General features: G+C 68.0%; 18 protein-coding genes and 1 pseudogene. 11 read left to right on the top strand and 8 right to left on the bottom strand.

Features of this window, described 5'->3' with window-relative positions:
* Positions 1–50: 50 nt before the first annotated feature.
* From QE379_RS14540 to QE379_RS14510, 7 genes and pseudogenes are all read left to right on the top strand, one after another.
* Positions 51–2,189 carry a TonB-dependent siderophore receptor gene (locus QE379_RS14540; RefSeq protein WP_307001548.1) on the top strand — a complete coding sequence of 713 codons (2,139 nt, stop codon included), beginning with the start codon at positions 51–53 and terminating at the stop codon, positions 2,187–2,189.
* Positions 2,190–2,191: 2 nt separating this feature from the next.
* On the top strand, positions 2,192–3,010 hold the full coding sequence (locus QE379_RS14535) for an alpha/beta hydrolase (protein ID WP_307003240.1): 819 nt from the start codon (positions 2,192–2,194) through the stop codon (positions 3,008–3,010).
* Positions 3,007–3,282, top strand: coding sequence for a hypothetical protein (locus tag QE379_RS14530; protein ID WP_307001546.1), 276 nt, complete (start codon positions 3,007–3,009; stop codon positions 3,280–3,282). The genes QE379_RS14535 and QE379_RS14530 overlap by 4 nt, the downstream gene beginning before the upstream one ends.
* Entirely contained in the window at positions 3,279–3,575 is a 297-nt protein-coding gene (locus QE379_RS14525; protein ID WP_307001544.1) for a hypothetical protein, read from the top strand. The genes QE379_RS14530 and QE379_RS14525 overlap by 4 nt, the downstream gene beginning before the upstream one ends.
* A gap of 6 nt (positions 3,576–3,581) precedes the next feature.
* Entirely contained in the window at positions 3,582–5,192 is a 1,611-nt protein-coding gene (locus QE379_RS14520; protein WP_307001542.1) for a PepSY domain-containing protein, read from the top strand.
* A 9-nt stretch (positions 5,193–5,201) separates the two neighbouring features.
* A complete protein-coding gene (locus QE379_RS14515) occupies positions 5,202–5,924 on the top strand; it encodes a DUF6796 family protein (RefSeq protein ID WP_307001541.1) in 723 nt (240 codons plus the stop codon).
* A 151-nt stretch (positions 5,925–6,075) separates the two neighbouring features.
* Positions 6,076–6,327, top strand: a pseudogene (locus QE379_RS14510) (IS481 family transposase); the annotation flags it as partial.
* 189 nt (positions 6,328–6,516) lie between these two features.
* Here the strand turns inward: QE379_RS14510 and QE379_RS14505 are convergent.
* The 4 genes from QE379_RS14505 to QE379_RS14490 are packed head-to-tail and all read right to left on the bottom strand — an operon-like array spanning position 6,517 to position 9,343.
* Positions 6,517–7,056, bottom strand: coding sequence for a hypothetical protein (locus QE379_RS14505; RefSeq protein ID WP_307001539.1), 540 nt, complete (start codon positions 7,054–7,056; stop codon positions 6,517–6,519).
* Between the two features lie 52 nt (positions 7,057–7,108).
* Positions 7,109–7,972, bottom strand: a complete 864-nt coding sequence (locus tag QE379_RS14500; protein ID WP_307001536.1) for a hypothetical protein — start codon at positions 7,970–7,972, stop codon at positions 7,109–7,111.
* A gap of 50 nt (positions 7,973–8,022) precedes the next feature.
* Entirely contained in the window at positions 8,023–8,676 is a 654-nt protein-coding gene (locus QE379_RS14495; RefSeq protein ID WP_307001534.1) for a hypothetical protein, read from the bottom strand.
* Positions 8,677–8,716: 40 nt separating this feature from the next.
* Positions 8,717–9,343 carry a hypothetical protein gene (locus QE379_RS14490; RefSeq protein WP_307001532.1) on the bottom strand — a complete coding sequence of 209 codons (627 nt, stop codon included), beginning with the start codon at positions 9,341–9,343 and terminating at the stop codon, positions 8,717–8,719.
* A gap of 930 nt (positions 9,344–10,273) precedes the next feature.
* Between QE379_RS14490 and QE379_RS14485 the strand changes: the two genes are divergently transcribed.
* From QE379_RS14485 to QE379_RS14475, 3 genes are read left to right on the top strand one after another with little or no spacing between them, the layout of a single operon-like run.
* On the top strand, positions 10,274–12,331 hold the full coding sequence (locus QE379_RS14485) for a S8 family serine peptidase (RefSeq protein WP_307001530.1): 2,058 nt from the start codon (positions 10,274–10,276) through the stop codon (positions 12,329–12,331).
* Positions 12,332–12,360: 29 nt separating this feature from the next.
* Positions 12,361–13,101, top strand: a complete 741-nt coding sequence (locus QE379_RS14480; RefSeq protein ID WP_307001528.1) for a hypothetical protein — start codon at positions 12,361–12,363, stop codon at positions 13,099–13,101.
* Complete coding sequence (locus QE379_RS14475) at positions 13,101–13,496, top strand: DUF4878 domain-containing protein (protein WP_307001525.1); 396 nt, start codon at positions 13,101–13,103, stop codon at positions 13,494–13,496. Before QE379_RS14480 ends, QE379_RS14475 begins: the two co-directional genes overlap by 1 nt.
* Before the next feature lie 120 nt (positions 13,497–13,616).
* Here QE379_RS14475 and QE379_RS14470 read toward each other — a convergent pair whose 3' ends face one another.
* The 4 genes from QE379_RS14470 to QE379_RS14455 are packed head-to-tail and all read right to left on the bottom strand — an operon-like array spanning position 13,617 to position 19,616.
* Positions 13,617–13,874 carry a hypothetical protein gene (locus tag QE379_RS14470; protein WP_307001523.1) on the bottom strand — a complete coding sequence of 86 codons (258 nt, stop codon included), beginning with the start codon at positions 13,872–13,874 and terminating at the stop codon, positions 13,617–13,619.
* A gap of 6 nt (positions 13,875–13,880) precedes the next feature.
* A complete protein-coding gene (locus QE379_RS14465; protein WP_307001521.1) occupies positions 13,881–17,156 on the bottom strand; it encodes an error-prone DNA polymerase in 3,276 nt (1,091 codons plus the stop codon).
* The gene (locus QE379_RS14460; RefSeq protein WP_307001519.1) at positions 17,156–18,937 is read right to left on the bottom strand and encodes a DNA polymerase Y family protein; all 1,782 of its coding nucleotides are present in this window, start codon (positions 18,935–18,937) and stop codon (positions 17,156–17,158) included. Before QE379_RS14460 ends, QE379_RS14465 begins: the two co-directional genes overlap by 1 nt.
* Positions 18,855–19,616, bottom strand: coding sequence for an ImuA family protein (locus tag QE379_RS14455; RefSeq protein ID WP_307001517.1), 762 nt, complete (start codon positions 19,614–19,616; stop codon positions 18,855–18,857). The genes QE379_RS14460 and QE379_RS14455 overlap by 83 nt, the downstream gene beginning before the upstream one ends.
* A gap of 96 nt (positions 19,617–19,712) precedes the next feature.
* On the opposite strand from QE379_RS14455, the gene QE379_RS14450 reads away from it, so the two are divergent.
* Positions 19,713–20,072: a hypothetical protein gene (locus QE379_RS14450; protein ID WP_307001516.1), complete on the top strand. Its 360-nt coding sequence runs from the start codon at positions 19,713–19,715 to the stop codon at positions 20,070–20,072.
* The last annotated feature ends 7 nt before the right edge of the window (positions 20,073–20,079 follow it).

Genomic DNA, 20,079 nt, shown 5'->3' with positions numbered 1-20,079 from the left:
ACGGCGAATATAGGGGCGGGAAACCTATGAAGATATGTTGGGGTGTTGGATTGCTGCTGTCGTCAGCGGCTTCGCCGGTGGCGGCGCAGGAGAATAACGGCGACGCGTTGCGCGATACGGATATCGTCGTGACCGCGACGGGACAGACCCAGGCTACGTCGGGCACGAAGACCGCCACCCGGCTGATCGAGGTACCGCAGTCGATCTCGGTCATCACGCGCGAGGAACTGGACGTCCGCGCAGTCCACAGCGTGACCGAGGCGCTCGCCTATACCGCCGGGGTCCAGGCGGAGCAGGACGGCATCGACAGCCGCGCCGACAGCTTTTCCGTACGCGGTTTTGCGGCGGGCAGCTTCAGCGACAATCTGTTCCTCGACGGCATTCGCCTGCCTGCCGGCGGGCAATGGACGCGAACCGCCTTCGATCCCTTTGCGCTTCAGCAGATCGAGGTGCTGAAAGGCCCGTCGGCGGTGCTGTTCGGACAGGTGGCGCCCGGCGGCATCGTCAATCTGGTGACGAAGCGCCCGACGGCGAAGCCGCGCGGCGAGATCATGCTACAGGGGGCAGGGTTCACCAACCTCGGCAAATGGCAATATCAGGGCGCGGCGGACGTGTCGGGGCCGATCACCGCCGACGGCACGATCCGAGCGCGGCTCGTCGGCCTTGCGCGCTACGGCGATGCCCAGATCGATGAGATCAAGACCGGGCGCTACTACATTGCGCCCAGCCTCTCCTGGGTGCCCGATGCCGCCACCAGCATTACGCTCATGGGCCAGTATCAACGCGACGAGGGCGGATCGACCTTCCAGTTCCTGCCCTATGTCGGATCGCAGCAACCGGGCGCAGGCGGCCGCCATATCCGCCTCGACGCGTTCCTGGGCGAGCCGCAATTCAACACCTACGACCGCAACGAGTATCTGCTCGGATACGAATTGCGCCATGCCTTTTCCGATTGGCTCGAGCTGCGACAGAATGGCCGCTACACCCGCGTGGAGACGCTGTTCCGGGGAACCGTGCTACGTGGGGGGACGCTCGCCAACGGGCAGACGATCAATCGTCGCGCGGTGCAGGGCATCGGCCATTCCGATGGCTATGGCCTGGATACGCGGCTCGAAGGTCGCATCGACACTGGCGCGCTGGAGCACCGTGTGCTGGTCGGCGTCGACATGCTCGATACCGAATGGCGGCACCTGCGCGACCTGTCGACCAACGTTCCGCCGATGCCCGACATCTTTAACCCCGTATCGCAGGGCATCGGGAGAGTGCTGCAGACGCTTGCGCCGCAAGTCCATCTGAATGCACGGCTGGAGCAGATCGGTGCCTATGGCCAGGACCAGATCACGCTTGGCCAGCTTCATGTCACTCTGGGTGCTCGCTATGACTGGGCGAAGAACCATCAGGTCAACGAACTGGCGACCGGCAGCACCGATCCGGTGACGCTGACCAAGGCGGACAAACTGACGTGGCGGGCGGGTGCGACCTGGGTTTCGCCGAGCGGCCTTGCGCCCTATGCCAGCTATTCCACCTCGTTCCAGCCGACCACCGGCCAGTATTTCGACGGCACGCCGTTCAAGCCGACGACCGGCGAGCAATATGAGGTCGGCCTCAAATACCAGCCGCGCGGCAGCAACGCGCTGCTCACCGCCGCGCTATACCAGCTCACCCAGAACAACCTCGCCAGTCCCGACCCGGACGAAAGCCATGTCTGCGCGGGCACGACCTGCCAGGTCCAGACCGGACAGGGCCGCATCCGGGGGATCGAGCTGGAGGGCAAGGCGACGCTGATAGGCGGGCTCAGCATGATCGCGACCGGCACCTATATGGATAGCGAGATCACGCGCGCCGCGCCGGGGCAGCAGGGCAACCGGCTGACTCAGGTGCCCGAATGGATGGGATCACTGTTCGCCGACTATCGCTTTGCCGAGGACGGGCCGCTGGGCGGCGTCGGACTGGGCGGCGGTGTGCGCTATGTCGGCGTTTCGTATGGCGACACCGCCAATGCGTATCGTGTACCCAGCTACACCTTGTACGACCTGTTCCTGCGCAAGGCCTTTGCCAGCGGCATCATCCTGTCGGTCAATGCACGCAACCTGACCAATCATCGCTATGTCGCGCTCTGTTCGTCGGCGTCATCCTGCTATTATGGTTCAGGACGGACGCTGAACCTGCGACTGCAATACCGGTGGTGAGCATGTTCGCGGCCATCATGCTCGCGTTGGGGGCGCCCGGTGCGCCGGTCACGAAAGAGCCTTTGGCGGCGACGCCCTACACGCTGTCGAACAGCGTCGAGCAGGTCGTCCATGCCGAAAACGGCGAGGCCTATCGCGTCATGATCGCCTGGCCGGAGGGGCCTCCACCGCCGGCCGGCTACCCGGTCCTGTATGTACTGGATGGCGAGGACAATTTTGCGATCACGGCACTCACCGTCCGTCGGCTGGCGCGCGCCGGCGCGCGGACGGGCATCTCCGAGGGCATCGTCGTCGGGATCGCGGCCGGGCCTTTGTCACGCCGCACCCGCGACTATACGCCCGCCACGCCTGGCTGGACGATCCCTGCGAACCGGCCTGCCAGCGGTATGGCGACGGGCGGAGCCGAAGCGTTTCTCGACTTCGTCGAGCGGCAGGTGAAGCCGCTGGTCCGGCAGCGCTGGCGGGTCGATCGCTCGCGGGAGACGTTGCTGGGGCATAGTTTCGGCGGCCTGCTCGCTCTCCATGCGGCATTGACGCGACCGGCGATGTTCGGCGGCGTCGTCGCGGTTAGTCCGTCGCTGTGGTTCGGTGATGGCCTGATCGCGCACGAGGCCGCGGTCGCCAGGGGAACGCCCCGTATCCTGATCGCCGAAGGTGACGGAGCCGCGGCGTCTCCGGCTGAGCTGGCCCGCTCACTGGATGGCGGGGCGAACCCTGGCCACGCGCGTTTCCTGCCACTGCCGGGTCAGTCGCACGGGACGACCATGTTGGCGGCGATGGCTCCGGCGATCCGCTTCGCCTTCTCGGGAGTGGAACGATGATCGCGGCGTGGTGCGCGGCGCTTGCGACGGTCGGTGGGGCATTGAGCCTCTATGTCGGTACCCCGCATCAGGCGCTGGTACGTCACCATGTCGACAGACGTCCTTATCGGATGGCCGGAGCGCTGCTCCTGCTGATCGCGCTGGTTCTGCTGCTGACTATAGAAGGACCGGCGACCGCCGTCTTCACCTGGGCGACCGGCGCAATGCTGGTGTGGAGCATCGTGCCCGCCATCGTCCGCTGGTGGCGGTTCCGGCAGGAGGCGTTGCGATGAGCCGCACGCCGCTCACCAGTCGCGACTGGTTCGGCAAGGCCTCCGCCGCAACCATTCTCGGCTTCACCCTCGCCATGGCGCTGACCTGCACGTTCGCGGCGCTATGCGCGACCGACGATGATGTCTTCAGCGCGCAGCGACAGCTTGCCATGTGGCTGGCGGCACCGATCTGGTGCGCGATCCTCGGCCTATGTTTCCTGTTCCGCAGCAGCGCGCGGGCATGGGGCTGGCTCGCGTTCGCCAATCTGCTGGCCTGGGCGCTTTACGTCGCCACTCGCCTTCTTCTCGGATGATCGCCGATGCGGACCGATGTCATAAAGACCTATAAGGACGTGCATAGCTGGGTCGGGATCATCGCGGGACTGGCGCTGTTCATTGCCTTCTATGCGGGGGCGATCACGATGTTCGCAGAGCCGCTGAACCGCTGGGCGTCTGCGCCGACCGGCATCTCAACCCCGCCGACGCTCGATCGCACGCCCGAGTTGATCGAAAAAGTGTTGCGCGCGCGGCCCGACGCGCGCGCGGCCTATACGGTGCATTTCGAAACCGGGCCCGATGAGCCCGCGCGGCTGAGCTGGACCACCGGCAACCGCCGCGCGCCGGGCCCGACCTTCCTCGCCGCGCTGGCGCCCGATGGGACGGTGCAAGTGGTGCGGCAAGACGCCTCGCCGGTCGCGGAGTTCGTCGATGTACTCCACCAGAAGGTCGGTCTCCCGCTTAGTCGCAGCGCGGCAATGCCGGTCATGGGCGTGATTGCGCTGCTCTACGCCGTGGCGATCATCTCCGGCGTCATCTGTCTGCTGCCCAGTCTGGTGAAGGACCTGTTCGCGCTGCGCTTCGGCAAGAACGTCAAGCGGATGTGGCTCGACCTGCACAATCTGCTCGGGCTGTTTAGCCTGCCGTTCCACATCGTGATGGCGATTACCGCCGTCATCTTCGCCTTTCACGACCAGATCTACGACGCTCAGGGCACGGTGCATCAGGTCGGTGCGGCCAAGGTCGAGCGGCGAGCGCCGCCACCGCCCGGTCCCCCGAAGCCGCCAGCGTTCGAAGCAGTGCACGGCACGCTGTCGCCCGCCGAACTACAACGACGCATCAAGGCGCAGGCGCCCGGCTTCGCGCTCCGCTCGATCACCTATCGTTACGATGCGAAGAAGGGCGCGCACGGCGACATCACCGGGGTCGATCCGCGCTATGGGATGCGTGCGCCGACCTATGGTCGGGCGGAGATCGACACCCGCACCGGCGCGATAACCGGGGCGGACTATATGCCGGGGCGTCAGGGACCGTGGTTCGCGGCGGTGACATCGTTCTTCACGCTACATTTCGGCAGCTTCGGTGGAGCGCCCGTGCGCTGGTCCTATTTCCTGCTGGGTCTTGCCGGTGCGTTCTTGTTCTACTCAGGCAATCTTCTCTGGATCGAGAGCCGCCGCCGCAAGGAGCGCAAGGCCGGCGCGGTGACGCAGACCCGCACCACCCGCGTCCTGGGGAGCCTGACCGTAGGCGTGCCGCTGGGCTGTATCGCCGGCATCTCGCTGACGATCGCTGCCACCAAATGGCTTTCCCCCCACGTTCCCCCCCACGAGGGTGATCTCGCCGCATGGCATAGCCGCATCTACTATCTGGTGTTCGTCGCCGCCGTCGTCTGGGCCTTGATACGCGGCGCGGCGCGCGGCGGATCGGAGTTGTTGTGGCTCGCTGCCGCCGCGACCGCCGCCATTCCGCTCACCACGCTACTGTCGCCTGTGCTGGCCCAAGGCTGGAGCCATGCCGGCGCGAGCCGACTGGTTGACCTGGTCGCGATTCTCGGCGCGAGCGGTTTCGCCATGATGGCGCGCGCCGCCCGGCGGCGGTCCGTGGCGGGGCCGCGCGACAGTGTCTGGGCCAATCCTGCCACCGCAACGATATAGGAGCGCGACATGAACCTTTTTGCGATCCGGGCCGCCGGGATTGCCGGCATTCTTGGTGCGATCTGCTCGGCAATCGGCGATGTCCTGCTGGTGGGCGGCACGTCCTCACCCGATCAATTCCCGCTGTTGTTGCGCGACTATGCCGACCGCATTCCGTTCAAGGCGCTAGCGTGGATGCTGCCATTCGACGAGCCAAGGCTCGCCGCGGGGGCGATGATCGCCAACCTGTCGATCCCGCTATATCTGGCCGGGAACTGGCATCTGTATCAAGGCCTGAAACCAGCCGGAGGCATCCTGCCCTTCGCTGCGTTCATAGTGCTCTTCTGCGCCAATGCTTGGTCGCCGCTCGGCCATGCGTCCTTTTACTACCCCGCCATGGTGAACAAGACGATCCCGGCGCTTCCCGCCGCTGCCCATCCAGCGCTGCTGACGCTGGGGGCGCAGTTCAGCCGGATGCAATCGATCGCATGGTTTCTGGCGGTGGTCCCACTCGCGCTGGGCATGGCACTGTTATGCGCGACGATCCTGGCTCGCCGGACCCGTTATCCCCGCTGGTCGGCGGTGATCCTCAACCCGGTCGCACCGCTGCTGCTCGCCGCTATCGGCGCGGCGCTACCGCCCCCGGTCGGGCCATGGTTCTTCGCCGCCGTCCTCAATGTCGGGTTCTTCATCGTCTATGCCCTGTCGACGGCCCTGCTGTGGAATGGCGGCAGGACTGTCGCGCGATCATGAAAGGGGATCGCTACCGAGGGAGCTGTCGAATAAAGGCGGACGGGTCTCGGGTCGCCGCAGCTCGGTCTATGATGTCGCCGCTCAGCTGACGAGCGACTTCCACTCAGTTAGTGCGGCGGAGCGACGTTCCTTGTAGGTCACCAAACCGAACCACCCGTGGACCAACGGCCAGTTCGAGCGGATGAACCGGATGATCAAGGAGGCGACCGTCAAACGCTTCCACCACGACAGCCATGACCAGCTGCGGACGCACCTCGCCGACTTCATCGCCGCCTATGCTTCGCCCCTGGCTGAAGACGCTCAGCGGCCTCACGCCCCACGAGCACATCGCAAAATCTGGACATCAGAGCCGGACCGGTACCTAGTCAATCCGATCCATCAGATGCCGGGCCTGAACACCTAATCAGTGCGAACGGCAGCTACCGTTGAAACCAGACGTTCGCCGGGGTGGGCGCGAACGACACATTTTGGTCGAAAGTGGACGGGCTGGCGGTCGATTGAACTCTGCCGTCCAATCGACCACCAACGATGTGACAGTCCTGTCAGCGTTGACGGTACGCACACTTTACGCGCCAACGAGGCTGACGACGCCTCACGCTGCCGCCCGCACTACCTCCGTCGGTATCGCGTCGGCGTAGCTGCCCCCGGCGGGGATGAAGAGGGAGCCGTGCAACTCGATGCCGCGCATCTGATCGGCGGCTTGCCGCCAGCGCCGGTGCGCGCGTTCGATGCCGCGTTTGATCCGGCTGCGGGACGGCAGCGGCGACGCGGTCAGGATGGCGCGTGGCCCGACCGACCAGCGGTGCGTGTCGCTGAGCAGTTCGATGACCCCGTCGTCGCTGGCGAGATAGGGCTGCACATCGGCGTGCCAGTCGACAAGGATGTTGCCGCGGGTGGCGAGCGAGATGCCTACTGGCCCGTCGGCGATGGGCAGGTCGAATGCGACGAGGACGAGGTCGCGGTTGGTCTGCTCGACGATGGCGGCGATCTCGAGCGCCTCGGCGAAGTTCTTGCGCCCGCCCGAGGCGTAGGCGATCGGATTGCCGATGGGCGCATATTGCGGATAGCCCATGGCGAGGCGCAGGCCGACGGTCCAGGCCTGCATCGTGTCCATCGATTCGATGACGCTCATATCGTTGATCCTTCTTTCTTTTCCGCCCCTTCGAAGAGGCCATCATCACGGCTCAGTTGCAGGCCGAGGCTCCCAGGGTTTCCAATTTGCGGGCTTCCGCCGCGAAGGACGCGGCGAGCAGGTCGTCGGCGTAGCGCTGCCAGTCGGATGCGTAAGGGCGGTGGGCGCAATGCTCGGCGACGAAGCCGGTCAGCCGCCGCATTGCCTCCAGGACGGAGGCGGTGCCGCCGGATAAGTGGCGCCAGCGCATCAGCAGTGCCGCCGTGCTTAGTACGTCCCCCTCCGCGACCGAGCGGACCGCCGACCACTTGCCCTGCTGCATCAATTGCGAGACGAGATTCGGCCGGCAGGTCAGCTTGGCCGGGACACCCAGCCTGGCGGCGACCTCGGCAAGGTGCGCGGGGGCTGCCCCGCCGCACATTTCGCCGCAGAGGTCGACGTGCCCGGAGGCGTCGCGCCGCCACGGCGTCAACAGGCCGGTCAGGCACGATGGCAACCGCAACCCCGCGTCGATCCCCCCGATCAGGATCTGCGGCAGGTCGGAATGGAAGCCGCCCCACGTCACGAGCTGGACATGGCCAAGCTGTTCCATGTCGGCGAAGAAGGCCTTCAGGACGGCGGCTTCATCCTGCTCCGGCAAGCCGCGCGTCTCCAGCCGCACCGGCCGCAGGCCGTCTTCCGCCTCGGTCATCACCAGCCACGACAGGGTAGTGATCCGGTGGCAAGGCCAGCGCGGCGTCACGCGCGGATCGGTGCGCAGTTCGCGCGGCGACAGGTGCGCGGCATCGGCGGGGAGGAAACGCTCGCTCGCCTGGTAGCGGGCGTGCGCTTCATGGTCATAGGCGAGCTCGGCATCGAGGACGACGACGAAGCGGGGCGTGTTGCTCTTCCAGAGCGAGGTCAGGTCATGTTGCATAGTGATTCTCCGGCGGGCGCTCGCGCGCCCGCATGTCGGTTGGGGGAAGGTCAGCGGGTGGCGGGCTGCTCGCCCCGCCATCGGTCAAGGGCGCGGAGCGCGGCTTGTGCGGGGTGGTCGGCGTCGTCGAAATCGCCGAAGCCCTGTGCCCAGCATCGCCAGCCGGCGATCGCCTCGTTGACCAGTTCGACCGCGGTGGTCGCCGGGGCCGGCAGCAGGACGGTCGGCATGGCCGCCGGGCATTCGTCGACCGGCGTCCGCGGCGGGCACACGCAGGGCATGAGGTGGGCGCGCGCCTGGCGCAGGTGCCAGGTGTGGCCGAGCGGCAGGGCCCGCCATCGTCCCGCGGTGTCGGCCGCGACCGTGATGATCTGCGGATGGCGCACCGGGTCGGCAAGCGCGAGCAGTCGGCGTGGGACGGCGCCGAAATTGTCCCAGCTGATCACTGCGCCGGTCGACGCGATTTGCGGCTCCAGCCAGTCGAGCAGATCGCGGGGCGTATCGCCTTCGCCGAGACACCGGGCGTCGCTGGTGAACCGGTGGCCACCGTCGTCCGGCGTGACGGTAAGGACGCCGATGCCGCAGAGGATGCGGGCATCCGGTCGGTGGCGGGCGGCGGGACAGGCGCCGATGGTACGGACGGCGAGCGCGATCGACGCGGGCGCGAAGCCGCGCTCCTCGATCGATAGATCAATGAGAGACATAGTTTTTCCTGGAGCTTGGCCACGATGCGGCCGGGTTCGATCAGTTGGCGGCGGACAGCAGGTCCGCGACATGGAGCCGGGTGGCGGCGTAATCGGCTTCGCCCAGCCATTCGGCGAAGTGCGTGCTGATGGCCGCAGCGATGCTGCGATCGACCGGGTTCATTTTGGCGAGACGGCGTATGACGAGCCGGAACACGGCGATCACGTCGACCTGTGCGTCCTGCTCGATCTCGCTGACATCGGATCGCACCCAGTCAGCGAAGCGGCGGTCCGGATCGACCGGCGCGCACAGGATCTGCGAATGGACGCAGGCTTCCTGGAGGGTCAGCGGCCCATCGTCGACGCTGGCCGAAAGATCGAACAGATATTGCTGTCCGCAGCCCGCCAGCGCGCGGAGTGCTGGCGACCATTCGGCGCCGGGCAGCCGATCGAGCAGTGCGATGGCGTCCTTCAGGCGATAGCCGGTGATCGTCGCGCCATCGGTCGTCAGCTTCTGGTCGAGCCAGGCCAGCAGCGCGTCGGCGGGGTCCGATGGTCGCAAGATGTAGCTGTCGAGCGAGAAGTGGACCGTCGAACCTTGCAGGCGGGCGGTCAGGACGGCAGCGCCGATGGGTATTTGCCGATCGAGGCCGAGCCGATGGCCGACGTCGAGGGCGGCGACGTTCACAGTGGTGATGGTGGGTGTGGGAAGCATAGGCGGTGTGCTCCAGGCACATGCCCTCCGCCACGCCGCGCGAGGCAGCTGGGGTAAGGACACGCGATGGTGGGGATGACCGGCAGAACCAGTCGACGACGAAAATTCTGATCGAGGGCCGAGCCGGCGGATGCCGACCCTGTTTTTCCCTTCTTTCAGAACCTTCGCTTCATCCGTCCGTTAGGTTCAGCACCGCCAGCGCCCTTTTCCATGCCTCTGGCATGGCTGTGCCGTCCGAAAGCCTTCCAGACTGTCGCAATCCGTTAAGGATTGGGCTATAGCTTGAGGTGGCCTGTGGGAGTCTGTCCTGTGGGCCGGGGCGTGGAAACCCCGTTACTAGAGCCGGCCGAAAGGCCAAGGTTTACAGGACCTAGTTCTGTGACCGGGTGGCGGACGCGTATGTCCAGAGCCGCCCGGCTTAAAGGCGTTCGCGCCTGTCTAGTAACAGGTTTCCAACATTCCGGTCTCCAGAAGGCCGGCACCCTGGGTTCAACGGGGTGCCGCCGGCTGGCCGGCGTGCATCCCCATCGGGGGATGACGATGGTTGGGATACGTGGGATCAGGGCGGCGTCGGCCAGCATGCTGGCGTTGACGATCGCCGCCTGCGGCGGCGGCGGCGGGATCAGCAGTGCGGGCAGCGTGGCGACGCCACCGCCCGCCAGCGGCTCGACGCCGACGCCCAGTCCATCACCTACGCCCACACCGTCGCCGACGCCAAGTCCGACACCGTCGCCGAGTCCAACACCGAGCCCCACGCCAACGCCGTCTCCGACGCCGTCACCTACACCCACGCCGACACCGGCTCCCACGCCAACGCCAACGCCAACGCCAACGCCAACGCCAACGCCAACGCCAACGCCAACCCCGACGCCGCCCGTCTATTCGGCGCCGGTGCCGCCGCCGGTGGGATACGTGATTACCCCGTCGGACAAGCAGCCGATCCGATCAGTCAACGACACGCCCGAGTTCCGCCGCAACTACGGCGCGAACGAGTTCATGAACGCGCTGTACGCGCTCGACAGCGGGCACACCGGTCAGGGCGTGACCGTCGCCGTGGTCGACGATGGCGTGATGAACGTGAACGGTGAGCTCGACGGCCGCATCGACCAGACGCTGTCCAAGGACTTCGGCTATGTCGTGGCCGCCGACGGCACGCGAACGAAGCGGAATGAGCTAGGCAGCAGCGCGTCGGATCACGGCACGGCGGTCGCCAACATTATCGCGGCACGCATCAACGGCAACGCGACCGTCGGCTATGCCCCGTCCGCCACGATCGTCGCGCTGCGTGTCGCCGATCGGGACGAGAAAACGCAGGGCGAGATCCTGTCGCACACCGACGAAGCCATCCGCTATGCGGCGGACAAAGGCATCAAGATCGTCAGCAGCTCGCTGGTCGGTGGCAGCGCGAGCTGGACCTCGGCGACCGAGCGGCTGGCGACGACGGGCGGCCTGCTCGTCAACTCGACCGGCAATTTCAGCGGCGCCGATCCCTACAATGCGCAGTGGATCACCGCCGACAATCGCAAGGCGGTGCTGTTCGTCGGCGCGCTCAGCCCGGCGTTGAACAAGTACGAGATCGAGGCCTATTCCAACAAGGCCGGCACGATGAAGGACCGCACCGTCGTCGCGGTCGGCTCCAATGTCACGACGCTGGTCGACGGCACTGTCGGTGTCTTCTCCGGCACCAGCTCGGCAGCGCCGGTGGTGGCGGGACTCGCCGCGGACATCCTGTCGAAATGGTCGCAGCTGAGCGGCCAGCAGGCGGGCGACGTCATCCTTCAGACCGCCAGGGACATCGGTGCGCCGGGGCCGGACGAGGTGTTCGGCATGGGGCTGGTCGACTTCCAGGCGGCGCTGGCGCCGGTCAATCCGACGCTGTCGAACGGCAGCACTCAGACGAGCATCGCCACATCGGTGATGGTGGTGCCGAACGCGGTCGGCACCGCTGCGATCCAGACCGCACTGTCGCATGTCACGGTGCTCGACGCCTTTGGCCGCGACTTCACCGGCTCAATCGCCGCGCTGATCGTCCAGCCGCAGGTCATGGCTGACCACCGGATCGAGCGTCGCATCCAGCAGATGGGGCGACAAGCCAGCCTGTCGTTTGGCGGCTTCAGCGGCACGATGGGCTATACCAGCGTCCGCTTCGGTCCCGGACAGGATCAGGTCCGCGCCGCAGCGACGGCGGGGACCTTTGGCTACACCGATGGGACGACCGGGGTGCACGCGGCGTGGAACGGCGCCGACATGCTCCAGGCGGACGTGATGGGGCTGGCGCCCTTCGCCGATGGCGTGCTCGCCTATGTCCCGCAGGCCGGAACCAGTCTCGGCTTCGATCGGGCGGTCGGTGGAGGGCGGCTCGGGCTGACCATGGCGGCGGGACGCACCGCCGGCAGCGCCGCGCAGGCGATGACGCTGGGCTGGAGCCGGGGCGATCTCGATCTGCGTGCCTCGTTTATCGACGAGGACGGCACGCTGATGGGCATGCCGACCGGCGCTGGCGCGCTGCGGCTGGGACGCGGCGCCCGCACGGTGATGGTCGAGGTGCATCGCCGGATCGGCGTGACCGATGGCTGGACGCTGGAGGGATACGGGTCGCTGGGCGTTACCCGGTTGAAGATCGACGCCGCTTCGCTCGTCACCGGCGCGACCCCGATCCTCGGCAGCCGGATCGGTGTGCAGGCGACCGGCGCGGTGCCCGGCGGCCTACTGACGCTGGGGATCGCGCAGCCGCTCGCCATCGAGGCGGGCGCGGCGGAGCTGACCCTCGGGACGGGCTACGACCTTGCTACCCGCTCGGTGATGTACGGCGTCACCCGCGCGAGCCTTGCCGGGCAACGTCGCGTCCAGCTGACCGCCGGTTACGTCAGCCGCACCGCCATGCCGCTCCGCCTCGGCATCATGCACGACGTCACCGACGGCTCCGTCGCCGCGCTCGTCGGCTGGCACACCGGCTTCTGATCCGACCGATATCACAGGGAGAGAACCACATGCGCTTGACCATCGCGCTCGTCATCGGGCTGGCCGCCGTGCCTGCCACCGCGCAGCGGGCACCCATTACCAGGCTGCTCGACAAGGTGCCCAGTCTGCTGGGCAGCGGGCCGAAGCAGCCATCGATCACCATGCCCGCAACGCCGGTGATTGTCGGGCTGACCAAGGCTGCGGACCGCACCGTGGCGAGCGACCCGGCGACCTACGACCTGGGCGGCTTTCGCCTCGGCATGAGCGAAGCGGAAGCCGAGGCAGTCGCCAAGGGGCGTGGCCTCACCACCAGGACGGTGACGCGCTACGTCGATTTCGAGACGCAGGTGCGCAGCGCGATCAACATGCGCGGCGGTGCCGCCGGCGTGCCGACCAAGCGGGGTGTTCTGGGCGAAGCGACGCTCGTCGATGATGCCGGTGGACGGTACATGCTGAAAACGCTGGTCTGGCCGGACGGGGCACACCTGTCGTCGATCGTGTACCTCGCGCCGCAGGGTACGGCGGCAGCGGACTGGCGCCGGATGCTGGTCGAGAAGTGGGGTCGCCCGCGTGAAGAGCAGATGGGGGACACGTTCACAGCGCGCTGGGGCGGCGCCGGAAGTGGCTTCCGAGCCGCTGCGAATGTCGGCTCACGTGGCGGGACGATCGAGATCGCGCAGCCGGACGGATCGCGCCAGCAGCCGGGCCGGCTGGTCGAGCAGGCCGCTGACGCCTTCATCGCCGCTCGTGCCAAGAAGCCGACGCTGTGATGGGCGCGGTCGCGAAGAGAATGCGGACGAAGGGTATCGGTCCGCTTGTCGCAGCCGCCGCTCTTCTGGCGCTGACCGCCTGCGGTCAGGGTCCGGGTGATGCCGTTCGAGCCGCGACGGAGGCGGCCGGTCGCGGTCAGACCGCTGAGGCACTCGAGCGGATCGACCCGGAGATTAAGGCCACCGCCGGGATCTTCATCGCGCCCGCGCTGCAGGAGAAGGCCAAAAGGGCCAAGGCGAAGGGCGGGGTCACGTCGGTTACGGTCGGAAAGATCGAGCCAACCGACGCCGATCACGCCGTGGTGACCACCGTCACCCGCTTCGGCAATGGATCGGCGCAGACCGAGGCCGACAAGGTCCGCCGCGTCGATGGCAAGTGGTACATCACGATGTGAGGTCACCAACGATCGCTCCCAGCCGATGATGGCCGCGATGAACGCTTGGGCTATGTGGTAACGGGTATCTGCGAGAATGGAAGCGGTCGTGCGTGCTGGCAGCGGCGGGCTAAACAGCGCCTATCGGGGCTCGCCGCCGATCTGCCGGACGATGCCGTTCAGCGCGGCGGTGCAGCCCTGCGCACGGCCGATGTCGTGTTCCGTCCCGGCCGAGTTCCAGAACATGTCGAGCGGCCAGCGTTCGGGACAATGCGCGATTAGGCAGCGCAGCGCGAGGCGAACCTCGATCGTGTCGACCCTGCCCTTACCCGACCGGGCAGCGGCCGCGCGCAGGATGTGGAGCGACAGCTCGATAATGATCCGTTGGTGGCGCGACATGGCGGGTCAATGGAAGTCGCGCGACTTGATACGCACCACCTGCTCTGGGTCCATGCCGTTGGCATGAGGCGGCCAATAGCTGTCGCGCGGACCGGGACGCCACCCGGCATCGCCCCGGTCGGGTGATCCGGCATGGCGCACACCGTCGCCGCGCCCGGTGGCGTGCGGAAAGTCCATCTGCCCGACCTGGGCGAGGAGTGGACCATGGTCGATGATCCGATCGCAGATGACGTGGATCACCAACCCCTCGCGCTGGACCCGGCCTTTCATCCCGATCATCGCCGCCGACATGACGGTGCGGCGCTGCGCCTCGAACCGGTCGGGCCAGAGGATGCCATTGGCGATGCCGGTCTCGTCCTCGATGGTGATGAACAGCACGCCCTTGGCGCTGCCGGGCTTCTGGCGGACGAGGATGATCCCGGCGACCTCGACATGGCGGCCGTCCTTGATGTGGGCGAGGTCGGCGCAGCGGACGATACCGCGCCGGGTGAGGTCCTGCCGCAGGAAGGCGAGGGGATGGGCGCGCAGCGACAATTGCAGCGCGCGGTAATCCTCCACCACTTCGCGGCCCTCGGTCAGCGGGCGCAAGGATACGTCGGGCTCCAGCCCCTCCGGGCTGAACGAGGCTTCGCGCGAATCGGCGGCGGCGAACAGAGGCAGGGGGGCCTCGCCCAGGCCCTTCACCTTCCATAACCCCTGACGGCGATCCTCGCCCAGCGCATGGAAGGCATCCGCCTCGGCCAGCCGTTCGATCGCCGCGCGCGAGACGCCGGCGCGCCGCCATACTTCCTCCACCGACTGGAAGGGCGCATCCCCCCGCGCCGCGATGATCGCCGCCCCATGCGCGTTGGCGAGGCCGCGCACTTGGCGCAGGCCGAGCCGCACGGCGAGATAGCGGCCGGCGGTCGGCTCCAGCGTACAGTCCCAGCGGCTGGCGTTGATGCAGGCTGGTCGTACCTCGACGCCGTGCTCGCGCGCATCGCGGACCACCTGCGCTGGAGCGTAGAAGCCCATCGGCTGCGCGTTGAGCAGCGCCGTGCAGAATACGTCCGGGTGATGATGCTTCATCCAGCAACTTGCATAGGCGATCTTGGCGAAGCTGGCGGCGTGGCTCTCCGGGAAGCCGTAGGAACCGAAGCCCTCGATCTGCTTGAAGGTACGTTCCGCGAAGTCGCGGGGATAGCCGCGCGACACCATCCCCTGGACCAGCTTGTCGTAGAAGTGGCTGACCCCGCCGGTGAACTTGAACGTCGCCATGGCGCGGCGCAGCTGGTCGGCCTCCACGGCCGTGAACCCTGCACCGACAATGGCGACCTTCATCGCCTGTTCCTGGAACAGTGGCACGCCTAGCGTCTTCTCGAGCACCGCGCGCAGTTCGGGGCGCGGATAGTCGGGCTTCTCGCGTCCCTCGCGGCGGCGGAGGTACGGGTGGACCATGTCGCCCTGGATCGGGCCCGGGCGGACGATCGCGACCTCGATGACGAGGTCGTAGAAGCGCGCGGGCTTCATCCGCGGCAACATGCTCATCTGCGCGCGGGACTCGATCTGGAAGGTGCCGAGCGTGTCGGCCTTCTGGATCATCGCATAAACGTCGGGATCGTCGTCCTGCAGATCGTCCATGCCGATGCGCATGCCCTTGGCTTCCTCGAGCAGGTTGAAGGCGCGGTTCATGCAGCCGAGCATGCCGAGGCCGAGCACATCGACCTTCATGAACTTGAGCGCGTCGATATCGTCCTTGTCCCATTCGATCACTTGCCTGTCGACCATCGCGGCGGGCTCGATGGGGACGAGATCGTCGAGGCGGGTCTGGGTCAGCACGAAGCCGCCGGGATGCTGCGACAGGTGGCGCGGCACGCCGATCAGCTGGCGGGATAGTTCCAGCGCGAGGCGCAGGCGTCGGTCATCCATGTTGAGGCCGAGCTGGGTGACCTGCTTCTCGCCGACGCCCTCCTGGCTCCAGCCCCAGACCAGACCGGCGAGTGCCTTGGTCAGATCCTCGGGCAGGCCAAGCGCCTTGCCGACCTCGCGCACCGCTCCGCGGGCGCGGTAGCGGGTGACGACCGCGGTTAGCGCGGCATGGTTGCGCCCATAGGTGTCATAGATCCACTGGATGATCTCCTCGCGCCGTTCATGCTCGAAATCGACGTCGATGTCGGGCGGTTCGCGGCGTTCCCCGGCGACGAAGCGCTCGAAGAGCAGCTCATGCTTGATCGGGTCGATGCTGGTGATGCCGAGCATGAAGCAGACGCAGCTGTTGGCGGCCGATCCCCGACCCTGACACAGGATGCCGCGCCGCCGGCTCTCGGCGACGATGCTGTTCACGGTGAGGAAGTATGGCGCGTAGCCGAGTTCGCCGATCAGCCGCAGCTCGTGCGCGATCTGGTCGCGATAGGCTTGCGGCAGGCCGTCGGGGAACATCCGCGCGGCCGCATTCTCGGTCAGCTGTTCGAGCGCGCCTTGGGCGGTCAGCCCCTCGACCACGCACTCGTGCGGGTATTGGTAGCTGAGCTCACCAAGGTCGAAGGTGCAGGCGCGCGCGATCGCGGCGGTGGCGGCGATGGCGTCAGAGAAGGCGGCGAAGCGACGTTCCATCTCGGCCGGGGATTTGAGGTGCCGGTCGGCATGCCGCTCGCGCCGGTAGCCGAGCGCGTCGACCGTGCATTTCTCGCGGATCGCGGTAACGACGTCCTGCAACAGTCTCGCCTCGGGGGCGTGATAGAGGATGTCACCGAGCGCGACAGCGCGGACGCCCGCATTCCTGGCGAGTGCGGCGAGGTCGTGCAGGCGCAGCGCATCGTCGGGCCGGCGGCGGAAGGCGAGACCGCAATAGCCGCGTGCGCCGAAGGTCGTGCCCAGCTCGGCGAGATGCGCCGCGGTCACCGCATCCGCCTCGTCCGGCAGCAGGATCGCGACCAGCCCGTCGCTCCAAGCAACGACGTCCGACCAGCCGAGCGTGCAGCCGCCCTTGCCGGCGCGCGACTTGCCAAGGGTCAGCAGCCGGGTCAGCCGCGACCAGGCGGGCTTGTCGGTCGGGTAGAGCAGCAGCGCGCGGCCATCGTCGAGGTCGGCCCGCGCCCCCGCGATCATCCGCACGGCCGTGGCCTTCTGCGCCTCCCACGCCCGCACCAGCCCCGCTACGCTGCCGCGATCGACGATGCCGAGCGCCGAATGGCCTTGCAGCGCGGCGGCGGCGAACAGCTCGTCGGGGCTGGAGGCGCCGCGCAGGAACGAGAAATGGCTCGTCACCTGCAGCTCGACATAGGTCGTGGTGGGAGTGGTCATCAGCCGAACAGCCCGTGGAGGTACCAGCTGAGATCACCCGTCGCAGGCTCGACCCCGTCGCCGCGGCGGAACAGCCAGAAGCGCGCGCCGGTGTCGTCCTCGACCCGGAAGTAGTCGCGGACCGCCCAGACCTCGCCATCGCGCCGCCACCATTCGCCGTGGATGCGCTCGGGACCATCACCGGCGACCACGGCATGGACCCGCCCCCGCCAAGTGAAGCGGCGGGGCGGTGCGTCAGGAAGGAGCGCCAGCACGCCCACCAGCGGCTCGGGCCGGCGCAGCAGGCGGACGGGGCGCTTCCAAGCCGGCCAGCCGCTGGGGGCGGCGAGCGGTGATACGCGTCGCACCGCGCGCTCGGGCACGTCGCTCTCGACCGGTGCGGTCGTGAACAGTGCCTCCTGGCCGACCCGGCTGGCGATCTGGTCGACCAGCAGCGCAACGTCGGGCGGCGCATCGTCCCCCGCCAGAGTGGCGGCCAGCGTCGTCGCGCCGAGCGGATCGGTGCGCGGTGCGGCCAGCCACATCGCCTCGATCCCGTCGCCGGGGTCGATCCGCTCGATGCGCAGATGGAACAGCTGGGCGAGATGGCCTGCATCGCGGGTCGCGCGCGCGGTGCCGACGGACAGGTGCTGCGCGCTGCCGTCGATCCGCTCCAGCGTCAGGACCAACGCCCGCACGCCGCGTCCGCGCTCCAGCAATTGCCGGATCAGCGCAGCGAGCAGGTCGCCGATCACCTGCTCGATCGCCTCCGCCGTGCCGATCGGTTCGAGGAGGCGGAGCCGGGTGACGGGGACCTCCTGCGGCACCACCGGCACGATCGGCTCAGCCACGCGCCCCAGCGCCTCGTCGAGACGGCGGAGGCTGGCCATGCCGAGCCGCCGGGCGAGCGGCCCGCGGGGCAGCGGCAAGAGGTCGGCGATCCGGTCGAGTCCGAAGCGGGTGGCGGCGGCGACAGCCTCGGGCGTCAGGCGGAGCGCGGCGGGGCGCAGGGGGGCGAGCGCCTGCGCTTCCTGCCCGCCGGGGACCAGGTGCACGACGTCGCGGCCGAAACGGGTCAGCGCATGGGCCGTGCCCGGTGTACTCGCCACCGCCACGCGCGCGGTCAGCCCGAAGCGCCGGCAGAAGCGGATCAGCCGGTGGCAGAAGCGGGCCTCGCCGCCGTGCAGGTGCGCGACGCCGGTTAGATCCAGCCAGAGGCCGTCCTCGCCGCTGACGCAGGCGGTCGGCGTCCAGTGGCGTACGGCGTGCAGAGCCAGATCGTCCAGCAGCGCCGCATCCGCCGCCCGATCGGCGGGACGGATGTCGAGATCCGGTATCAGCGCGCGGGCCTGCGTCACCGCCATGCCGGGGGTCAAGCCCAGCGCCATGGCGGCCGGGCAGGCGGCGGCGATGACCTGGCGCTGGCCGATCGCTTCGGCGAGGATCATCGGCACATGGTGCATCACTGGCGGCGGCGCGGGCTGGCGCTGATCCGGCGCCACCGGTCGCTTGAACGGATGGTTCGCCGCCTCTGACCGGCGGCCGAGCTCGCGCATGGGGGGCCGCTGATGGAGCGGTAAGGCAGCCACCTGTTCCTCGACCGCCGCGCGCGTGGCCCCCTGCCGCGCCCAGCGCGCACCAGGACGCCAGCCGCCGCCGCGCGGCACCGAACAGGCGCCGGGGTCGTCGTCGACCGGCAGGATCGGCGCGGGCCTTGGCTCAGGCAGCGCGCGCGGCCGCTCCAGCCGCCGCAGTCGCTCGATCGCGAGATGCGGCAGGTAGAGCGAGGCGACCCGTGTCATCGCATGCCTCCAAGTCCATCGTGAAGCCCGGGCCACCGCGCTGTCGCGCCAGTTCGACCGTCCAGCGTCCCCGCCCTACGATATGCGGGGATATCGATGCAGAGGGCGCGCAGGCGATCCGCCACCTGGTCATCGCCGCCGACAGTTCGGTCAGTGGACAGACACCCTGTCGCCGCCAGCGGCGTGACAGCAGGGCAGGGGTGTTGCCCGTCATCGCCGCCAGTTGCAGCCGCCGCGTCGCGACCATGTCGGCGCGCTTCACCTCGCCGACGACCGCCGCGAGGCCGCCATGGCGAAGACCGTCCTCCATGACGGCCAGCACATCCTTGTCCTCGCGCACCTCGACGAAGAGCAGCGTTGCCGGGTTCAGCCCCGCCTGTTCGAGACCTGGCGCGTAGAGATCGAACCGGGTTAGCGCCCACAGCACACGGCGGCCGCTCCGCGCCGCCGCGCGCGCCGCGACGCCAACCGCGAACAGCGTGGCCGCCGCATCGTCGGTGAGCGTCGGCGTGGCTGATGTCAGTTCATGCAGGCCGCCCACCGCCAACCCGCCACCCGTCAGGCGGGCATCCATCGCCTCGATGCCGAAGGGCAGGACTTCGCCCTCGCCATCGCGCACGGCGCCCACCGCGTCGCGCAGACGCGTCAGGGCTTCGGGACAGGGGGCGGCGGAAGACATGATTGCTGCGACTCATTCGTTCGCTATATGTTCCGTCGATTCCACCGCCCGGTCAAGGCGTTACGGAAAGCGAATCGACGGTCGGATCGGGACAGGGTGGTGGCGGATCAGGGCAGTGAACATGGCAGGGCAGGGCCCGATCACGACCATATCGGCCGGCGTCTCCGCACGCTGGAGGAATGCGCCCTCCACAAGCGGACCCTGCGCCTGACCTGCCCGGCCTGCGACCATGTCCGCGTCCTCGACGCGGTGGCATTGTGGTGGCTGTTCCAGCGCCGCGGATGGGATGGCACGCTCGGGCTGGTGGGGCGACGGCTATGCTGCTCCGTCTGCCAGGCGGAGGGGCAGGTCCGGCGTCCGCGTCTGACGATCGGTCGCGACGCGCCGACGGGCGCACCCTTGCCATATCCGGATGCCGCGACGTGGAAGAGGCTTGTCTCGCGCTACCGGTCGTGATCGAAGG

It is taken from the genome of Sphingomonas sp. SORGH_AS_0879, from assembly GCF_030819175.1.
GTDB lineage: Bacteria > Pseudomonadota > Alphaproteobacteria > Sphingomonadales > Sphingomonadaceae > Sphingomonas.
Note: the sequence above shows the minus strand (reverse complement) of the source record. Positions and strands in the feature narration are given on the sequence as shown.

Coding starts and splice junctions, on each gene's coding strand:
- QE379_RS14535 (WP_307003240.1), top strand. CDS start 2,192: ATGTTCGCGGCCATCATGCTCGCGTTGGGGGCGCCCGGTGCGCCGGTC.
- QE379_RS14530 (WP_307001546.1), top strand. CDS start 3,007: ATGATCGCGGCGTGGTGCGCGGCGCTTGCGACGGTCGGTGGGGCATTG.
- QE379_RS14525 (WP_307001544.1), top strand. CDS start 3,279: ATGAGCCGCACGCCGCTCACCAGTCGCGACTGGTTCGGCAAGGCCTCC.
- QE379_RS14520 (WP_307001542.1), top strand. CDS start 3,582: ATGCGGACCGATGTCATAAAGACCTATAAGGACGTGCATAGCTGGGTC.
- QE379_RS14515 (WP_307001541.1), top strand. CDS start 5,202: ATGAACCTTTTTGCGATCCGGGCCGCCGGGATTGCCGGCATTCTTGGT.
- QE379_RS14505 (WP_307001539.1), bottom strand. CDS start 7,056: ATGAGCGTCATCGAATCGATGGACACGATGCAGGCCTGGACCGTCGGC.
- QE379_RS14500 (WP_307001536.1), bottom strand. CDS start 7,972: ATGCAACATGACCTGACCTCGCTCTGGAAGAGCAACACGCCCCGCTTC.
- QE379_RS14495 (WP_307001534.1), bottom strand. CDS start 8,676: ATGTCTCTCATTGATCTATCGATCGAGGAGCGCGGCTTCGCGCCCGCG.
- QE379_RS14480 (WP_307001528.1), top strand. CDS start 12,361: ATGCGCTTGACCATCGCGCTCGTCATCGGGCTGGCCGCCGTGCCTGCC.
- QE379_RS14475 (WP_307001525.1), top strand. CDS start 13,101: ATGGGCGCGGTCGCGAAGAGAATGCGGACGAAGGGTATCGGTCCGCTT.
- QE379_RS14470 (WP_307001523.1), bottom strand. CDS start 13,874: ATGTCGCGCCACCAACGGATCATTATCGAGCTGTCGCTCCACATCCTG.
- QE379_RS14465 (WP_307001521.1), bottom strand. CDS start 17,156: ATGACCACTCCCACCACGACCTATGTCGAGCTGCAGGTGACGAGCCAT.
- QE379_RS14460 (WP_307001519.1), bottom strand. CDS start 18,937: ATGACACGGGTCGCCTCGCTCTACCTGCCGCATCTCGCGATCGAGCGA.
- QE379_RS14455 (WP_307001517.1), bottom strand. CDS start 19,616: ATGTCTTCCGCCGCCCCCTGTCCCGAAGCCCTGACGCGTCTGCGCGAC.